General features: G+C 73.0%; 17 protein-coding genes. 11 read left to right on the forward strand and 6 right to left on the reverse strand.

Features of this window, described 5'->3' with window-relative positions; all coding sequences use genetic code 11:
- Positions 1-149: 149 nt before the first annotated feature.
- The 6 genes from ABD52_RS17610 to ABD52_RS17635 all read left to right on the forward strand — a co-directional run bounded on the left by ABD52_RS17610 (position 150) and on the right by ABD52_RS17635 (position 6,030).
- Positions 150-950, forward strand: a complete 801-nt coding sequence (locus ABD52_RS17610; RefSeq protein WP_235437490.1) for a GNAT family N-acetyltransferase — start codon at positions 150-152, stop codon at positions 948-950.
- Positions 943-1,239 (forward strand): hypothetical protein, encoded by a 297-nt coding sequence (locus tag ABD52_RS17615; protein WP_047892531.1) that lies wholly within the window; start codon positions 943-945, stop codon positions 1,237-1,239. Before ABD52_RS17610 ends, ABD52_RS17615 begins: the two co-directional genes overlap by 8 nt.
- A 48-nt stretch (positions 1,240-1,287) precedes the next feature.
- Entirely contained in the window at positions 1,288-1,533 is a 246-nt protein-coding gene (locus ABD52_RS17620) for a toxin HicA (protein WP_235437489.1), read from the forward strand.
- Positions 1,533-1,874: a type II toxin-antitoxin system HicB family antitoxin gene (locus tag ABD52_RS17625; protein WP_047892552.1), complete on the forward strand. Its 342-nt coding sequence runs from the start codon at positions 1,533-1,535 to the stop codon at positions 1,872-1,874. Before ABD52_RS17620 ends, ABD52_RS17625 begins: the two co-directional genes overlap by 1 nt.
- 142 nt (positions 1,875-2,016) lie before the next feature.
- A complete protein-coding gene (locus ABD52_RS17630; RefSeq protein ID WP_047892532.1) occupies positions 2,017-2,973 on the forward strand; it encodes a zinc metalloprotease in 957 nt (318 codons plus the stop codon).
- A gap of 150 nt (positions 2,974-3,123) precedes the next feature.
- Positions 3,124-6,030 carry a hypothetical protein gene (locus ABD52_RS17635; RefSeq protein WP_047892533.1) on the forward strand — a complete coding sequence of 969 codons (2,907 nt, stop codon included), beginning with the start codon at positions 3,124-3,126 and terminating at the stop codon, positions 6,028-6,030.
- Positions 6,031-6,077: 47 nt separating this feature from the next.
- Here the strand turns inward: ABD52_RS17635 and ABD52_RS17640 are convergent, their stop codons facing one another.
- Positions 6,078-7,757 (reverse strand): DNA repair helicase XPB, encoded by a 1,680-nt coding sequence (locus tag ABD52_RS17640; RefSeq protein ID WP_047892553.1) that lies wholly within the window; start codon positions 7,755-7,757, stop codon positions 6,078-6,080.
- A gap of 216 nt (positions 7,758-7,973) precedes the next feature.
- Between ABD52_RS17640 and ABD52_RS17645 the strand changes: the two genes are divergently transcribed.
- The gene (locus tag ABD52_RS17645; protein ID WP_047892534.1) at positions 7,974-8,849 is read left to right on the forward strand and encodes a L,D-transpeptidase family protein; all 876 of its coding nucleotides are present in this window, start codon (positions 7,974-7,976) and stop codon (positions 8,847-8,849) included.
- A gap of 121 nt (positions 8,850-8,970) precedes the next feature.
- Positions 8,971-9,207: a hypothetical protein gene (locus tag ABD52_RS17650; protein ID WP_047892535.1), complete on the forward strand. Its 237-nt coding sequence runs from the start codon at positions 8,971-8,973 to the stop codon at positions 9,205-9,207.
- A 1-nt stretch (position 9,208) separates the two neighbouring features.
- Here ABD52_RS17650 and ABD52_RS17655 read toward each other — a convergent pair whose 3' ends face one another.
- Positions 9,209-11,671, reverse strand: a complete 2,463-nt coding sequence (locus tag ABD52_RS17655; protein WP_047892536.1) for a helicase-associated domain-containing protein — start codon at positions 11,669-11,671, stop codon at positions 9,209-9,211.
- Between the two features lie 37 nt (positions 11,672-11,708).
- Here ABD52_RS17655 and ABD52_RS17660 point away from each other — a divergent pair, with 37 nt between their 5' ends.
- Both ABD52_RS17660 and ABD52_RS17665 read left to right on the forward strand, forming a co-directional pair.
- Positions 11,709-12,332 carry an HAD family hydrolase gene (locus tag ABD52_RS17660; protein ID WP_013283704.1) on the forward strand — a complete coding sequence of 208 codons (624 nt, stop codon included), beginning with the start codon at positions 11,709-11,711 and terminating at the stop codon, positions 12,330-12,332.
- 28 nt (positions 12,333-12,360) lie between these two features.
- Entirely contained in the window at positions 12,361-12,747 is a 387-nt protein-coding gene (locus ABD52_RS17665; RefSeq protein ID WP_030503574.1) for a cold-shock protein, read from the forward strand.
- Here ABD52_RS17665 and ABD52_RS17670 read toward each other — a convergent pair.
- Together ABD52_RS17670 and ABD52_RS17675 are read right to left on the reverse strand one after the other, a co-directional pair.
- The gene (locus ABD52_RS17670; protein ID WP_013473740.1) at positions 12,708-13,538 is read right to left on the reverse strand and encodes a 1,4-dihydroxy-6-naphthoate synthase; all 831 of its coding nucleotides are present in this window, start codon (positions 13,536-13,538) and stop codon (positions 12,708-12,710) included. The genes ABD52_RS17665 and ABD52_RS17670 overlap by 40 nt on opposite strands.
- Before the next feature lie 34 nt (positions 13,539-13,572).
- On the reverse strand, positions 13,573-14,283 hold the full coding sequence (locus ABD52_RS17675; RefSeq protein ID WP_047892537.1) for a TetR/AcrR family transcriptional regulator: 711 nt from the start codon (positions 14,281-14,283) through the stop codon (positions 13,573-13,575).
- Positions 14,284-14,399: 116 nt separating this feature from the next.
- Between ABD52_RS17675 and ABD52_RS17680 the strand changes: the two genes are divergently transcribed.
- Complete coding sequence (locus ABD52_RS17680; protein ID WP_047892538.1) at positions 14,400-15,383, forward strand: NAD(P)-dependent alcohol dehydrogenase; 984 nt, start codon at positions 14,400-14,402, stop codon at positions 15,381-15,383.
- 55 nt (positions 15,384-15,438) lie between these two features.
- On the opposite strand, the gene ABD52_RS17685 is transcribed toward ABD52_RS17680, so the two are convergent.
- Positions 15,439-16,161, reverse strand: coding sequence for a futalosine hydrolase (locus tag ABD52_RS17685; RefSeq protein ID WP_047892539.1), 723 nt, complete (start codon positions 16,159-16,161; stop codon positions 15,439-15,441).
- Complete coding sequence (locus tag ABD52_RS17690; protein ID WP_047892540.1) at positions 16,158-17,774, reverse strand: MFS transporter; 1,617 nt, start codon at positions 17,772-17,774, stop codon at positions 16,158-16,160. Before ABD52_RS17690 ends, ABD52_RS17685 begins: the two co-directional genes overlap by 4 nt.
- Between the last annotated feature and the right edge of the window lie 36 nt (positions 17,775-17,810).

Genomic DNA, 17,810 nt, shown 5'->3' on the forward strand with positions numbered 1-17,810 from the left:
GCCGCCTCACCGTCCGGGCCGCGCGCGAGCAGCGTCAACTCCGGGCGGAAGTCCTCGTCGTCACGCAGGTCGCCCAGCCACTCGCCGGCTTCGGGCTCGACGAATCCGGGCTGGTCTGGCGGGAGTTCGGCGAGGACGACCTGCCCGCGTTGACCGGGCTGGCGCAGGCGTGCCTCGCCACTGACGGCGGGTTGCCGCTGTTCGGGCGTACCCCGTTGGCGCGGGCGCGGCTGCTGCAGACGCGTACCCACGGCGCGTGGTCGGGCGACGACCTGGTCGCGGCCGTCGGAGTCGGCACGGCGCGGACGCCGGCCACCGCCACCGGCCTGGTGCACCCGGCGTGGCGCGGGCGCGGGCTCGGCGGCGCGCTGCTGGACTGGGCGGAGGGGCAGGCGGGCGACGCGGGCCTGCTGGTCACCACGGAGACGTGGAACGCCGCCGCGGAGGAGTTGTTCGCGGCGCGCGGCTACACGCGGACGTTCCTGGAATGGGTGCTGCGGCACGACCTCGACGCGCTGCCCGAGGTCACGGCGCCGGACGGCGTGACTGTGGAGCAGGCCATGCTGGGGCCGGAGCTGTTCGCCACCTACCGCGCGTCGTTCGCCGACCGGCCCGGATTCGTCGAGCCCGAAGCCGGCGAGTGGCTGGGCGACCTGCGTGACGACGAGGACTTCCGCCCGGAGTTGACGCTGCTCGCGCGCGGCCCGGACGGTGAGGCGGCCGGCTTCGTCACAGTGCTCGACGACTGGATCGACCAGGTCGGCGTGGTGCCCGGGTGGCGCGGGCGGCGGGTCGGGGCGTACCTCGTGGCGCGCGTGCTGCGCGGCCTCGCCGACGCGGGCGCGGAGGCCGCGTGGCTCTGCGTCAACGACGACAACCCGGCCGCCGGGCTGTACCGGCGGCTCGGCTTCCGCGACTTCGGCCGCCGCGCCCGCTACCTCCGTGCCTGACCCGACCCGGGCGGCGATCGTGCGGGCACTCGCCGACCTGTGGGCGAACGGCTGCCCGGTGCCCGCGCCCGAGCACCAGGAACGGCTCGCCGACGTCGGTGTGCGCCGCTGGCGCAGCGTCGCGCGCCGGCACCGGGGGCGGCGGCTCAACACGGACCAGCGCATCCAGGATCTGGTACGCGGACTGGTCGCCGCGTTCGAGCCGGACCGTGCGCTGGTCGGGCCGCTGGTACGCGACTACGAGTGCGTGGCGCGCGCCATCGCCGGCGTCATGACGTCGGCCGAGTAGTGCCGTCGCGTCCCGCGCCAGTGGTACTGCTTGCGGTACCATGTGTTGGTGCCCTCCATAGCCAGGATCGTCGAAGCGATGCGGAAGACCCAGCAGAACGTGGCGTACAACGATCTTTACCGGGTCTGTGAGCACTACTTCGGCAAGCCCAGGCAGTCTGGGACATCCCATGCGGTGTTCAAGATGCCCTGGGCTGGCGACCCGCGCGTCAACATCCAGGACGACAAGGGCAAGGCCAAGGCTTATCAGGTACGTCAGGTGCTCAAGGCGATCGACAAGAAGGAGGCCATGTGATGTCCGAGTTCCGTCCCGAAATCTCGCACTACACCTACCGCGTCACGTGGTCCGCCGACGATCAGGAGTTCGTCGCCACCTGCGCGGAGTTTCCGTCTCTGTCGTGGCTCGCGACCTCGCAGATCGAGGCGCTGCAAGGGCTCCAAGAGATGCTGCGTGAGGTGATCGCCGACATGGCGGAACAGGGCGAGCAGATCCCCGAGCCGCTGTCGGAGCGCACTTACTCGGGCAAGTTCAACCTTCGGGTCGGCGAGAGCCTGCACCGCGAGCTGGCCATTCATGCCGCCGAGGAGGGCATGAGCCTCAACCAGTACGTGCTGCGGAAGCTCAGCGCCGCCTGACCTGTCCCAAGGCGGCGGACTCGCCGGGGACTGTTGCGGATGCCCATTGACGTGGTCTTATGGCGGGACGACGACGTCATCGATCCGCAGCTTTGACAACCCCGCGTCGGTACTCCTTTCATGCCTCTCGAAAGGTGCAACGATGCACAGGAAACCGACGATCCACCTGGCAGTGCTCGTAGCTGCCGCCGCCACCTTCCTGACCGCCGGCGGAGCCCCCGTCGCGGCCACGGCCGCACCCGTGACCGCCTCGCCCGCCGCTGAGTGCGAGCCCGGCGCCGACCACCACAGTGCCGCCCGGGTACGCGAGGGCGCCACCGTCAAGGAGCCCGCGCTCTACTCGACGAACGAGGCCAAGGCGTACGGCGTCATCAAGGACTCGCCGCGCCTGGCGAACGGCAGCGTCACAGTGCCGACGATCTTCCACATGATCTCGGACCACGAGCTGAGCGCGGCCGAGAAGGCCCGCTGGAACACGCTCATCTCGGCGCAGATGACTGTGCTGAACGACTCGTTCGCGGGTCGTACCGCGGCCGACGCGTCGGACACGCCGTTCCGCTTTTCGCTCGTGGACACCACGTGGACCGTCAACAGCTCCTGGTACACGGTGGTGCCGGGCAAGAGCGAGCGGGACATGAAGAAGGCGCTCTACACCGGCGACTCCCGCACGCTGAACGTCTACGCGGCGAACATCGGTGACGGGCTGCTCGGCTGGGCGTACTTCCCGAAGGGCTACAACAACGGCCGTGACTACATCGACGGCGTGGTGATGCTCGACGAGTCGATGCCGGGCGGCACGGCCGGCAAGTACGCGCTCGGTGACACGCTCACGCACGAGGTCGGGCACTGGCTGATGCTGGAGCACACGTTCGCGCACGGCTGCTCCGCGTCCGGCGACTTCGTGGCCGACACGCCGCGTGAGGCGGCGCCGCAGTTCAACTGCCCGATCGGGGCGGACACCTGCACCGCGCCGGGCCTCGACCCGATCCACAACTTCATGGACTACACGCAGGATTCCTGCATGAACATGTTCACCCCGGGCCAGGCCGACCGGATGAGCGACGCCTGGGTCGCGTTCCGCGCCGGCGGACGAGGCTGACCGCGAGATCGGGCGGGCCGTGACGACGCGGTCCGCCCGGTCGACCGGAGCCCACCCGAATCGGCGTACTCAGATGTCGTCCCTTCTCGATACCCTCATGCGACTCGACGGCGATGCACGCCGTTGTCCAACGGGGGGAGGGGCATCGTCGTGCGCGCACGAAGAATGCTCGCCGCGTCACTGGGCATTGTGCTCGGTGCCGGCCTGGTCAGTGTCGACACCGCTCCGGCGCAGGCCTACGAGCACCGGACCACCGGCAAGTCCGGCTGGGCCTACACGGATTCGCAACAGCCGAGGAAGTCGTTCGTCAACACGGACGGGGACGCGCCGGTCGGCGCCTGGACGGACGCGACCGGCACGAAGCACAAGTCCCGGTCCTACTTCACCTTCGACATCTCGCGTTTCCGCGGGACCGTCGTCCACAAGGCGGACCTGGTCGTCGCGGAGCGCTCCGCGGCGGACTGCGCGACCGCCCAGCCGGTCGAGCTGTGGCGTACCGACCCGATCACCGCGACCACGAGCTGGGCGTCGAGCCCGCGTCGTCGCGAGCTGCTCGGCACGGTGCAGGCCGGCGGGGAGGCGGCCTGCCCCGGCTATCTGGCGTGGGACGTCATGCCCGCCCTCCAGAAGCTCGCGGATCAGGGCAAGCAGACGCTCACCGTCGAGATCCGGGTGCCGCACGGCTCCGAGGGCAAGCTCTCCCACGGCCGTAAGCTCCGCCCGTTCCCGGTGATCAACAGCGAGGCGAACCACGCGCCGACGGTCGGGCAGATCGGGATCGACTTCCCGGCCTGGGCCTGCGGGAACAATACCGAGCCGCAGCCGGTGGGGCCGCGCAACCACGGCCTGATGGTCAAGGGCGCGGACGCGGACAGCAACGACGCCAACTACCGGGGGCAGTTCGCGGCATGGCCGGTCGGCCACGAGGACCAGCGCGCCGAGCAGTTCGGCTACAGCTACGGCGGCGCCCTCTCGAAGCTCGACTGGGACATGTCGCAGTACCCGCACGGGACCGTGGTGGCCTGGACCGCCCGCGCCTACGACGATCACGACTTCTCGCCGTGGGCCGAGCCGTGCTACGTCAAGGTGGACGCGCAGCGACCCGCCGCCCCCGTGGTGACCTCGGAGAAGTACCCGAACGACGGCCTGCCGCACGGCGGGGCGGGAGTGCCGGGGACGTTCACGTTCAAGGCCAACGGCTCGCCGGACGTGGTCGGCTACTACTGGGGGCGCTTCGGCGACGCGTACAACTACATCCCCGCGCCCGCGCCCGGTGCGGACGTGACCCTCGAATACACCCCGACCTCGTTCTCCGACTCGCTGAGCGTGCGCAGTGTGGACAGCGCGTCGAACTCGTCCGAGACGGTCCGCTACGAGTTCTGGGTGAAGTCGACCGCGCCGGAGGTGCAGGTGACGATGGCCGGCATCGGGCTGCCCAGCAAGCTGGCCGTGTCGACGAATGTGGAGGGGGTCACCGAGTTCGGCTACCGGATCGGTGCCGGCGGTGAGACCAGGGTGCCGGTGAACCCCGACGGCCCGACCGAGATCCCGGTGACGTTCGCCGAGGCGGGCCTCGTCAAGGTCGAGGTACGCAGCTACGTCGGCAGCGAGTTCGTCGGCGGGTACACCGAGAACGTGTCGGTCCGCGACCTGCCGACCGTGGAGTCGGCCGACTTCTCCTTCCCCGAGCACGACGGCGTGGTGGACCGTCCCGGCAGCTTCACGTTCCGGCCCGGCCGGACCGCTGTCGTGGCGTACGAGTACTCGTTCGGTGACGGCAATCTGCGGCGCATCGACGCGGCCGCGGACGGCACCGCGGTGCTGCACTGGACGCCCACCGAGCCGGGCTGGTACGCGCTGACCGTGCGGAGCGTCAGCGCCGACGGCACGGTCTCGGAGACGCAGGAGCACCAGTTCAACGTCATCGACACCAAGCCGTCCGTCTACTCCAGCACCTACTACGAGTACGGCGCCTGGGGCGGTGTCGGCATGCCGGGTGAGTTCCAGTTCGACACCGTGATGCCCGACGTCGACGCCTACGTCTACCGCCTCAACGACGGGCCCGAGCAGGTCGTGGACACGGATTCCACCTGGACCCGGGTGATGCTCACGCCGGACCGCTCCGGCAGCAACACGCTGACGGTGCGTACCCGGTTCCTGGACGGCTCCTTCTCGCCGACGCGGACGTACACCTTCGAGGTCAGCGACGCGCCTGTGGTGACGTCGAGCGACTACCCGGAGAACGACTCGGCGGGTCAGCCCGGCCAGACCGGCCGGTTCACCTTCAACCCCGGCCGTCCCGGCGTGACGGAGTACCGCTACGTCCTGGAGTACAGCGGCGAGGAGCAGGTGGTTGCCGCCGGCGCGGACGGCCGGGCGACCATCGAGATCACGCCGACGCACTCCGGCTACACGCTGCTGACGGTCACCAGCCGGACGGCCGACGGCACGGTCAGCCCGGAGCGCCGGTACTACTTCCGGGTCCGTGAGCCGCGGGTCAACGTCAGCAGCGCGTACGACGAGTACAGCCCGCGTGGCGGGGTCGGGTCGGTCGGCACGTTCGGGGTGTACACCGAGATCAGCGAGGTGACGACCTTCGAGTACCAGCTCAACGGCGGCGCCTGGCAGAGCGTGCCGAAGAAGTCTGATGCGTTCGTCACGGACATCACCGTGACGATGGACCGCAACGGCGCGAACCTCATCTCGGTGCGGGGCCGTACCGCCTCGGGCGACCAGACGCCGCAGACCGACTACCCGTTCCTGGTCGGCACGGCGCCGCTCGTCGCGTCGGGCACCTACCCGGCCGGTCAGTGGTCCGGCGGTGTGGGGGTGGCCGGTGAGTTCACCTTCACGCAGGGCAGCCCGGGTGTGACCGAGTTCGAGTACGCAGTCGACGGCGGGCAGCCGGTGACAGTGGCCGCGAACGCCGCCGGAGTCGCCACGGCGACCTTCACCCCGACCTCGGCCGGCTCGTACACCATGCGGGTGCGCGGCCGGACCGCCGACGGGGTGTGGACCGACACGACGAGCTACTACTTCCTGGTCAACTACTCCTGACCCGGTCGTGACGGTGGGCCGCCCGGAAGGGGCGGCCCACCGGTCGCTCAGTCGACTGTGGGCAGCGACGGCCCGAGCACGTCGTCGGCGTCCACGATGGTGTACGCGTACCCCTGCTCGGCCAGGAACCGCTGCCGGTGCGCGGCGTACTCGGTGTCGATGGTGTCCCGGGAGACCACCGTGTAGAAGTGCGCCTGCCGTCCGTCGGCCTTCGGGCGCAGCACCCGGCCCAGCCGTTGCGCCTCCTCCTGCCGGGAGCCGAACGTGCCTGACACCTGGATCGCCACCGCCGCCTCCGGCAGGTCGATGGAGAAGTTCCCGACCTTGGAGATCACCAGGGTGCGGATCTCGCCGGAGCGGAACGCGTCGAACAGCCGCTCGCGCTCCTTGTTCGTGGTGGAGCCCTGCACGATCGGGGCGTCCAGGTATTCGCCGAGCTGGTGCAGCTGGTCGAGGAACCCGCCGATGACGAGGACCTGCTCGGACGGGTGCCGGTCCACCAGGGCCCGCACCACGGGCAGCTTCGTGCGGGCGGTCGCCGCCATCCGGTAGCGCTCCTCGGCCTCCGCCGTCGCGTACGCCAGCCGCTCGGCGTCGGTGAGCGTCACCCGTACCTCGGTGCACTCGGCCGGGGCGATCCAGCCCTGCTGCTCGATGTCCTTCCACGGCGCGTCGTACCGCTTCGGGCCGATCAGGCTGAACACGTCGCCCTCGCGGCCGTCCTCGCGTACCAGAGTCGCGGTGAGGCCGAGCCGGCGACGGGCCTGGAGGTCCGCCGTGAAGCGGAAGATCGGCGCGGGCAGCAGGTGCACCTCGTCGTAGACGACCAGGCCCCAGTCGCGGGCGCCGAACAGGTCCAGGTGGGTGAACGCGCCGCCGCGCCGTGAGGTGAGCACCTGGTACGTGGCGATGGTGACCGGGCGGATCTCCTTGCGCTCGCCCGAGTACTCGCCGATCTCCTCCTCGGTCAGCGACGTGCGGGCGATCAGCTCCCGCTTCCACTGCCGTCCCGCCACCGTGTTGGTGACCAGGATCAGCGTGGTCGCCTTCGCCTCGGCCATCGCCGCCGCGCCGACGAGCGTCTTGCCGGCGCCGCAGGGCAGCACCACCACGCCGGACCCGCCGGCCCAGAACGCTTCGACCGCCTCCCGCTGGTACGACCGCAGCGTCCACGGCTTGCCGCCGTCGGAGCCGGACTCGGCCAGCTCGATCGGGTGCGCCTCGCCGTCCACGTACCCGGCCAGGTCCTCGGCCGGCCAGCCCAGCTTGAGCAGCGCCTGCTTGAGCCGCCCCCGCTCGGACGGGTGCACCGCGACGGTGTCGTCGTCGAGCTTCGCGCCGAGCATGCCGGCGAGCTTCTTGCTCTTGGCGACCTCGATCAGCACCACCCGGTCGAGCGCGCGCAGCACCAGGCCGTGCACCGGGTCGTTGGCGAGCTGGAGCCGGCCGTACCGGTCCATCGTCTCGGCCACGTCGACGAGCAGTCCGTGCGGCACCGGGTAGCGCGAATACTTGATCAGCGAGTCGACCACGCCCTCGGCGTCGTGGCCGGCGGCCCGGGCGTTCCACAGGCCAAGCGGCGTGAGCCGGTAGGTGTGCACGTGCTCGGGGGAGCGTTCCAGCTCGGCGAACGGCGCGATCGCCATCCGGCACGCCTGCGCGTCGGGGTGATCCACCTCCAGCAGCAGCGTCTTGTCCGACTGCACGATCAGTGGTCCACCGCTCACGCCAGCGTCCTCTCGCATCGCCCGGAACCCGCTGCCCGGAAACTCGTCGCCCGGAACCCGGTCGCCCGGCATCCCGTCCGCACCCCGGCTGACCTGCCGCAGGCCGACCATCCAGTGTTGCACGCCGGAGGGCGCCGCAAAAAAGTCTCGCTGGACAGGCAACGTCATACTCGTCCCACACGTCTAGCAAGCGGGACAACTGTCCAGGGAGGGCCCATGCAGCGTGTCCGGTTTCTCGCCCGGGTCACCGCCCTGGCGGTGGTCGTGCTGGTCGGTGTCGGCGCCTGTGCGCTCGATCCGCAGGCGGAAGGCGCCGGGGGGAGCACCCCTGGCCCGGTCGGGCTGACGGAGGGAGCATCGGGGGCGAGCGCGTCGCCCACGCCGGATCAGCCGGTCACGTCCCCGTCGGCGCAGCCGAGCCGGACGGCCTCGCCGAAACCCTCCCGGTCGCCGGAGGCGACGAAGACGACGAAGCCCAAGCCGAAGCCGAGCGCGTCCGCCGGGTGCCCGCAGGGGGAGCACCAGCGGGCCGTGGAGACGTACCTGACCAGGCTGGGCGGCTTCGGGACGCTGACCGTGGACGGCGAGCAGTCCGCCGCCGACTGCGCGGCGATCAAGAAGTTCCAGATCCGGTACGGGATCAGCCCGTCCTCCGGTCGCGCCGGTCCCACCACGTACGACGTGGCGAAGCGGCTCGCCGCCACCGACACCGCGCGGTGCAGGGCCGGTTCCCGGCTCACCTTCTGCGTCGACCTGACCCGGCAGACGGTCTGGGCGATGCGCGGCGGCACTGTGGTGATGGGCCCGACAGTCACCCGCACCGGCATGTCCGGCTACGCCACCCCGGCCGGCACGTACTCGGTGGGCCGGAAGGACCCGCGCGAGTGGTCCAACCCGTACGAGGTGTGGCTGCCGTACTGGCAGCAGTTCAACGGCGGGATCGGCTTCCACGAGACCACCACCTACCTGCACAACGGCGCGATCGGCTCGCACGGCTGCGTCAACCTGCTGCACCGTGACGCGGTACGCCTGTGGGAGTTGGGCTCGGTCGGCACCCGCGTGGTCGTGATCGGCCGCCGCCCCGGCACCTGAGCCCCGAAACCCGTCCCACCCGTGACCGGACCGCCCGGATCAGGGTTTTAACCCCTGTCCGCGCGGTCCGGTTGGTGTAACCCTGGAAGCCGGGTCCATGCCGGGACGGGGAGGGACTGCCATGACCGTTGACCAGGACGTGCTTCCCGAGGACGAACGGACGCGGCAGCAGGAGGTGCCCACGGCGGTCGTGCTCGCCTACGCGGCCGCCGCGGCGGGGGGGTTCGGCTGGTTCCTGTTCGGGCTGCTGGTGCAGCAGCAGGGCTTCGTCGACTCGGTGGGCGAGTCGGCCGGTGCCGCGTTCGCGTTGCTGCTGGCCGTGTCGGTGATCGGCACGCTGCGCCGCAACGGGGAGTAGCTCACTCCTCCAGCACCGCCGCAGTGATCCGGTGCAGCGCGAACGTGTGCAGCATCTCCGTCCGGTCGTCCTCGGCGCGCAGGTAGCCGGCGCCGATCGACACCGGCCGGACCAGCCGGGACGCGGTCGCCCCGTGCGCGTCGACATAGCCGACCCAGACCAGCGCCTTGTCCCGTACCGCCTGCTGGAGCACCGCCAGCGCGTCGCCGTGCCCGGACACGGGCGCAGGACCGCCGGCCGCCGGGGCGCCGCGGACCACCGCCGGGGCCCGCCGCGCCGCCCGGGCCGCCGCCTCGCCCCGGCGGATCTGCTCCACCACGCCGAGCAGGCGGGGCATCGGCAGCTTCGGCGTGGCGAGCGGGTCGACCGCACGGCCGATCGCGGTACGCGCCGGCGCCCGCCGGGTCTTCGGCCGCGCCAGCACAGTCGCTCCGCTGGCGTCCTCCGGCACCGGGGCGTACCCGGCCTCGCGCAGCGCGGTGAGCATCCGGTTGACCTGGTACGGGGTGACCAGCACCGTGGGCGCGAGCCGGCGGAACGCCAGCGGCTCCAGTCGCCGGTCCGCCTGCACCTCGCTGAGCAGCGTCTCGTCGTCGCTGCGCACGTACGCGCCGGCCGACCCGACGCGCAGCCCGCCGTGCTTGCGGGCCGCGTCGTCGACCAGATAGGTCAGGCCCTGCGGCACCGGGGTACGCGAGCGGCGGCGGAACAGCGCGTGCAGGTCGTCGGCGGTGTAGCCGGCGTCGAGCGCCCGCCTGATGCTCGCCGTGGTGACCCGGTGCACGCTGGCTCCGCCCGCCGACTCGTGCTCGGCCACCACGTCCAGTTCGGCGGCGAGCGCCGGGTCGGGCGGGCCGGGCACCACCACTGTCAGGTCGGCCTGCACCAGCACGTGGTCGACCGGGGCGGGCAGCAGCCCGTCCAGCGCCCGTACCGTCGTCGACGCGTCGCCCGACTCGGCGTCGGAGCGCAGCCCGAGCGGGTCGTCACCGCGCTCGTCGGCCTCGGTCAGCTCGGCGAGCAGCAGCCGCCCGTACGAGGTGAGCGCATTGAGCCCGGTCACGCCCAGCGTGGCGGCCTCGGCGAGCACCTCCCGGTGCGCCGTCTCCCGCCCCCGGGCCCGCCGCGGCGCGCGCCAGTCCAGCAGTTCCAGCACCTCGTCGGTGGTCGGGGCGGTGCCGGGTGGCAGGTCGGCCAGCACGGCGAGCACCGCACGCCGGGCGGCCGGCGCCCCTGCTCGTTCCGCCTCGGCGGAGAGCACCGAGATGGGCCGGTCCCGGTCGTCGCGCTGCCCGATCAGGCCGGCCTGGCGGGGCATCGACATCCAGGCGCGGGCGAGCTGCTCCCAGCGCTGGGCCAGCGACACCGCGCGCCACACCTCGTATCCGCCGGTGGGCAGGATCTGCTGGTCGCCGCCGTACCGGGTGGTGGCCGCGCCGGTCAGCTCCATCTCGCCGGTCAGCCCGGCCGCGTACGCCACCTCGAACAGCAGCGCGGTGGTCGGCTCGTCCAGCCCGAGGCCACGAGCGAGCCGTCGCAGGTCGCGTACGCCGACGCCGCCGGAGCGCAGGACCGGTGCCGGTTCGGCGGTCAGCGCCTCCAGCATCGCCTCGGTGTGCCGGACCACCTCCATGGTCTGCCCGGCGCCGGCCGAGTCGACGGACTTCACCTCGCGCGGCGGGCCGGACACCACCGGCGGGCTGGTGCGCAGCGGGCCGAGCGGACCGGCGTCGCGGCGCAGCACCAGCCCCACCTCGCGGGGCAGCTCGACGGTGCCGTTGCGGCCGCCGGACATCCGGACCAGGAGCCGGTGCTCGACCAGCCAGCGGATCGGCGAGCCGGTCGGCGCGCCGCCGTTCACCAGGTCGGGCGGGAGCACGTCCTCGGTGCCGGTGGCGGGGGCCTCCAGCGCACCGGGGGCCACGGTCCCGACCGGCGGCCCGGCGGCGAGCCGGTCCAGGACCGCGCGGGCCGAGGGCGGCGCGGACAGCAGCGTCCGCCGCAGTTTCGCCGGGTCCGCGCAGAGCGCCGCCGCGCGCGGGTCCAGCTCCGCCGCCGGCCGGCCCAGCCCCGCCGGGTACGGGGACACCTCGTCGATGCCGCCGGCCACGCACAGGTCGTGCTCGGGGCCGTACAGCAGGAACCGGGCCCGGAGCCGGTCGACGGCGGTGCGGACCGCTGTCGGGGCGGGCGGCTGCGGCCCGGCGGTGGCCATGGCGAGGATCTGGTCGGTGGAGGTGGCGCCCTCGGGACCGCGGGTGAGCCGGGCGGCGTCGAGGATCTGGAGGGTGAACTGGTCCAGCCCGTCGAGCGCCCGGGCCACGGAGACCCGGGACTGGGCGCGCAGGGCGAGGGCGGACACGTCGGCCGGCACCGGCACGACGAGGTCCGGCCGCAGCTGGAGCAGGGCGGCAAGCGACTCGTCGGGGAGGGCCCGCAGGTGGTCGGCGAGTGAGGTGGTCATCGTCGTACCACGCTAGCCCGCTGGGTAGGTTCTCGGCATGTCTCCGCTGATGGTCGGCTTCGACCTCGACATGACCCTGGTCGACTCCCGGCCCGGGATCGCCGCCGCGTTCCGGGCGCTCACCGCGCGCACGGGCGTGCACGTGGACGGGGAACTGGCCGTCTCCCGGCTGGGCCCGCCGCTGCGTACCGAGCTGGCGCACTGGTTCCCGCCGGAGCGCGTCGAGGAGGCGGTGACGCTCTACCGGGAGCTGTATCCGGCGTACGCGATCACGCCGACCGTGCCGATGCCGGGTGCGGAGGCCGCGCTGCGCGCGGTGCAGGCGCGCGGCGGGCGGACGATGGTGGTGACCGCGAAGATGGGCCGGCTGGCGAAGCTGCACCTGGACCACCTCGGGCTACCGGTGGACGAGCTGGCCGGGGACGTGTTCGCCGAGCAGAAGGCGGTCGCGTTGCGCGAGCACGGCGCGACGCTCTACGTGGGCGACCACGTGGCCGACATGGCCGCCGCGCGGGCCGCGGGAATCCCGGGCGTGGCAGTGGCGACCGGCCCGTGCTCGGCCGACGAACTGACCGAGGCCGGGGCGTACCTGGTGCTTGATGATCTCGTCGAATTCCCGAGGGCGCTGGACCGGATCATCGGGCTAGCCTTGGAGGGGTAGACGGTTCGAGTGGAGCGGGGTTCAACAGGTGCCGACGGGTCGAGTGAAGTGGTACGACGCCGCCAAGGGGTACGGGTTCGTCACCAGTGACGAGGGTGGCGACGTGTTCCTGCCGAAGGGCGCGCTACCGGCGGGTGTCGCCGACCTGAAGGGTGGCCAGCGGGTCGATTTCAGCGTGGTCGACAGCCGGCGGGGCGCCCAGGCGATGGGGGTCAAGCTGCTGGAGGCGCCGCCGTCCGTGGCGGAGCTGCGCCGCCGGCCGGCCGAGGAACTCCACGGCCTGGTCGAAGACATGATCAAGGTGCTGGAGGCGAAGGTCCAGCCGGACCTGCGCCGGGGTCGCTTCCCGGATCGGAAGACCTCCCAGAAGATCGCTCAGCTGGTCCACGCGGTGGCGCGCGAGCTGGAGGTCTGAGGGACGAGCCCGGCGTCGGCGGCCCGGCCCAGCAGCGCCTCCACGGCGGCGAAGCCGGCCTCTCCCAGGTCGGCGGTGAACTCGTTGACGTAGAGGCCGATGTGCCGGTCCACCACGTCGGGCTCCATCTCCTGAGCGTGCGCAAGGACGTACTCGCGGCTGGCCTCCGGGTCGGCCCACGCCTGGCGTACCGACTCGCGGATCCATGCGGCGGCCTCGACCGGGTCGACGGCGCCCCGGCGGGCCAGGATCGCGCCGAGCGGGATCGGCAGACCGGTGTCGCCCTCCCACCACTCGCCCAGGTCGACCAGCGCGGTCAGCCCGTGCCGCGGGTAGGTGAAGCGCGCCTCGTGGATGACCAGGCCCGCGTCGTACCGGCCGGCGGCCACGCCCGGCATGATCTCGTGGAACGGCACCACCTCGATGCGCGCCGGCGCCTGGTCGGCCGCCCAGAGGCGGAACAGCAGGTACGCGGTGGTCCGCTCGCCGGGCACCGCCACCGTCGCCCCGGACAGGTCGGTCCGGTCGCCACGGGTCAGCACCAGCGGGCCGCAGCCCCGGCCGAGCGCGCCGCCGCAGGGCAGCAGGTGGTAGTCGTCGAGCAGCCAGGGCAGCGCCGCGTAGCTGACCTTCACCAGGTCGAACGCGCCCCGCTCGGCGGCGGTGTTCGTGACGTCGACGTCCGCGTAGGTCACCTCGACCGCCGGCGCGCCCGGCACCCGGCCGTGCACGAGGGCGTCGAAGACGAACGTGTCGTTGGGGCAGGGGGAGATCGCCAGGGAGAGCGCCACGGTCCCACCGTAACCCCGGCGTCCGGCTGACCCGTCACCCCGTCCGGTGTGACGTCCAGCCGTTCCGGTGCAGCCGCTCGATGCCGTCCAGCAGCAGGTCCAGCGCGAACTCGAACTCGTACTGGTCGTCGCAGCCCGGCCCGACGACCGAGTCGCCGTCGTGGGACGCCGCGGTGGCGACGGCCGCGAGGTTGGGGAACCGGGCGGCCACCTCCGGCGGCAGGTCGGCCGGCGCCTCGGGCGCCGTCGCGCCGGACCGGCCGGCCTGCCGGGAGGCGTCGAACAGTTCCTGGCTGAAGCCCAGCACCCGGCTGCCCAGCGCGTGCATGACGTGGTGGGCCAGGTCGGTGGAGAACCCGCCCGCCCGCAGCGCGCCCACAGTCGAGTCGAGGTACGCGAGCACGGCCGGCGTAGCCATGGTCCGGGACTCGATCGCCAGCGACGCCCAGGGGTGGCGGAGCAGCATCCGCCGCGCCGACAGGACGCGCCGGCGGATCGCCTGCTTCCAGTCGCCGGCGGCCGGCGGGTCGATCTCCTCGACGACGATGTCGATCATTCCGTCGAGCAGTTCGTCCTTGTTGGCGACGTGCTTGTAGAGGGCCATCGGCACGACGCCCAGGTCCTGCGCGAGGTTGCGCATGCTGAGCGACTCGATCCCGGTCTGGTCGGCGAGCGCGACGGCGGCACGCAGGACGCGGTCCCTGGTCAGGGGTGCCCGGCGCACCGTCTCCACCTGCTCAGCCATGTCGTCCCCAGTCCTCCCGGTGGCCGTTGACACAGTAACCGTCTTGACGGGTGTACGGCGTACACCTAGCCTGGTCCCATCGCGGTGTACGCCGTACACCTGGGAGGGAGCGGGACATGAAGGCGATCGTCCAGGACCGGTACGGCCCCCCGGAGACACTCACGCTCGCCGACGTCGAGACGCCCGAGCCCGGCCCCGGTGACGTCCTCGTCCGGGTCGAGGCCGCCGCGGTGAACGCGTACGACTGGCACGTCATGCGCGGCGACCCCCGGCTGTCGCGGCTGGCGCTCGGCCTCGGGCGGCCCCGGGCCCGCGTCCGTGGCCGCGACTTCGCCGGCCGGGTCGAAGCCGTCGGCGCCCAGGTGCGGCAGGTACGCCCCGGCGACGCCGTCTTCGGCGACATGGGCGAGGCCGACGGCGCGTTCGCCGAGTACGTGCGCGTACCCGAGCACCTGGTCGCGCCGCGGCCGGCGAACCTGACCCCGGCGCAGGCGGCGGCCCTGCCGCTGGCAGGCGTCACCGCGCTCCAGGGGCTGCGCGACGCCGGGCAGGTCCGGCCCGGTCACCGCGTCCTGATCAACGGGGCGTCGGGCGGCGTCGGCACGCTCGCCATCCAGCTCGCGAAGGCGCTCGGCGCGACCGTGACCGGCGTGTGCCGCACCCGCAACGTCGCGCTGGTCCGCTCACTCGGCGCGGACCACGTGGTCGACTACACCCGCGACGACTTCACCCGCGCGGGGGACCGCCACGACGTGGTGTTCGACCTGGTCGGCAACCGCTCCCTCACGGCGTTGCGGCGGGCGCTGACGCCTTCCGGGACGCTCGTGCTCTCCGGCGGCGGCGTCTACCGCGGCGGCAGCCTGCTCGGCCCGATCGGGCTGCTGGCGCGCGGACGGCTGCTCGCGCCGGTCGTCAGGCAGCGCGTCGTCGTCCTCGCCACGTCACCCGGCCGGGCCCACCTCGACGTGCTGCGCGAGCACGCCGAGGCGGGCCGGCTCACGCCTGTGGTCGACCGGACGCATCCGCTGCGCGAGGTGCCCGAGGCCGTCCGCTACCTCGAAACCGAGCACGCGCGAGCCAAGGTCGTCATCACGATCTGAGCCCGCCGTCCCCAGCCCGGCGACTTATCCACAGGGTTGTCCACAGGTGGATGGATCACTGAAGGGCGGCCGCCGCGGCGGTGAGCGCGGCGAACGCCTCCCGCATCCGCCACGCGCTCCGGTCACGCGGTCCGATCGGGTTGGAGACGGTGCGCAGCTCGGCGAAGGGCACACCGGCCTGGGCGGCGGCTACCGCCACGCCGTACCCCTCCATCGCCTCGGCCACCGCGTCCGGGTGCCGTTCGGCGAGGGCCGCCGTGCTCGCGGCGGTGCCGGTCACCGTGCTGACAGTGAGCACGGTGCCGACGGTGGCCCCCGGTAGCGCGGCGCGCAGGCGGGCCAGCAGGCCCGGGTCGGCGGGCACGGTCCGGCCGCCGCCCAGCAACTCTGGAGGCATGCCCAGGTCCTCGACCGGGATGAACCCGGCCGGTGACTCGGCACCGAGGTCGGCGGCGACGCTGCGGTCGGCGAGCACAGTGCCGCCCACCGCGACCCGGCCGACGAACCCTCCGGCGATGCCGGCGCTGACCACCGCCCGGTACGGCCGCCCGGCCGCCTCGGCCAGCGCCAGCAGCCGCGCCGTGGCGGCCCCGGCGACGGCCGGGCCGACCCCGACCGGCAGCACCGTCACGTCCGACGGCACTGTCCCGTCCGACGGCACTGTCCCGTCCGACGGCACTGTCCCGTCCGACGGTGCCGGTGCGGTCGATGCGGCGAGGCCGGCACGGATCGCCTCGGCCTCGGCCGGCACGGCCGTGACCACGAGCAGACCGGTCACGCCACCGGCCCCCGGGGATCGCGGCGCTCGGTGTCCTCGACGCCGCCGGGCCCGCCCACCGATGAGGACGGCCGGTAGATGTGGAAGCCGGGCGGCGCCAGCCCGTCGTCGTCCGGCGGCGGGCCGGAACGCTGGGGCGCCGGTGACGTGGGCGCCGGATCGTCGAACGAGGTGGCGGCCGGTTCCTCGGCCCGGGTGGCCTGCTCCGCCGCCAGCTCCTGGTCGCCGAGCGGACGGCCGACCAGGTGCTCACCGCGCAGCTTGCCCGCGACCAGCACTCCGCGGACGGCCACCAGCGCGGCCACCGCGGCGGCGACCGTCACGCCGATCAGCCCGGTGAACGGCACCAGCCCGAGCCCGCCCCCGGCCACGAACGCCAGCATCAGCGCGGTCTCCGAGTGCGCGAACGAGCTGGCGCGCAGCCGCTCCGGGATGCGTTCCTGGATCGAGGCATCCACGGCCAGCTTGGCGATCCCGCTCATCATCGCGGCCACCAGGCAGAGCAGCGCCACCATGGGCAGCGAGAACTTCAGCGCGGCGAGCACCGCCACACCGGCCACCACGATCGTGCCGCTGGACTGGAGCGCTGTCGGCCGGTGGATGCGCAGACGGGTGCCGATCGCGGTGGCCAGGAACGTGCCGACCGCCAGCGCGCCGCCGACCAGGCCCAGTGCGCCCTGGGCGCCGAGGTCGCGGCCGAAGAAGTCGGTGGTCAGGTCACCGGCCTTGATCGCGAAGGCCAGGAACAGCAGCAGGAAGCCGTAGAGCCCGCGCAGCGCGGCCGCGCCGATCAGCGTGGCGATCACCAGCCGGCCGCTGGGACGGCCCCGGCCCAGCGGGCGCTCGCCGTCGCGGCGGCGCATCGCGCGCAGCGGGTGCGGCATCCGCTCCGGCGGCTCGGAGTCGGCCTTCGGCGGCAGCCGGAGCGAGATCACCATGCCGATCAGGAAGATCACCGAGGCGACCCGCAGCGGCCACTGCGGCCCGAACCAGAACGCGGCCAGCCCGATCGGCGCGACGAGCGCCCCGGCCACAGTGCCGTAGACGCTCGCGCGCGCCCCGACCTGGGACAGCCCGAGCCCTTCGGGGAGCAGCCGGGGGACCGCCGCCGAGCGGGCCACCCCGTACGCCCGGGAGAGCGCGAGCACGCCGAACGCCGCCGGGTAGAGCCCGAAGCCGCCGATGTAGTCGGAGATCAGCCAGGCCAGGAACGCCCGGCCGAGCATGGTGGTGGCGAGCGCGTACCGCCGGCCGTGGCGGAAGTGGTCGAGCAGCGGGCCGACCACCGGGGCGAGCATGGCGAACGGGACCATGGTCACCAGCAGGTAGAGGGCCACCTTGTTGCGCGCCTCGCCCAGCGGCACGTCGAAGAAGATCGTCCCGGCCAGGCCGATCGCGATGAGCGTGTCACCGGCGCAGGAGAGCGCGTGCAGGTCGAACAGGCGGACCATGCCCACCTCGTTGCCGGCGCTGCGGGCCCGGGCGGTGCCGGCCCGCCGGGTCATCCAGCGCCCGCCGTGCAGCGAGCCCCGCAGCAGCAGCCGGGTGGCGCGGATGCCGGTGCCGACGGTCCGCCCGAGGAAGGAGCGGCCGGAGCGGGAGGACAGCGCCATGCGTCCCATCCTCGCCCATCCTTTCCACGTGCGCCG

Origin of the sequence: Micromonospora sp. RV43, from assembly GCF_001029515.1 — a bacterium.
Lineage (GTDB): Bacteria > Actinomycetota > Actinomycetes > Mycobacteriales > Micromonosporaceae > Micromonospora > Micromonospora aurantiaca.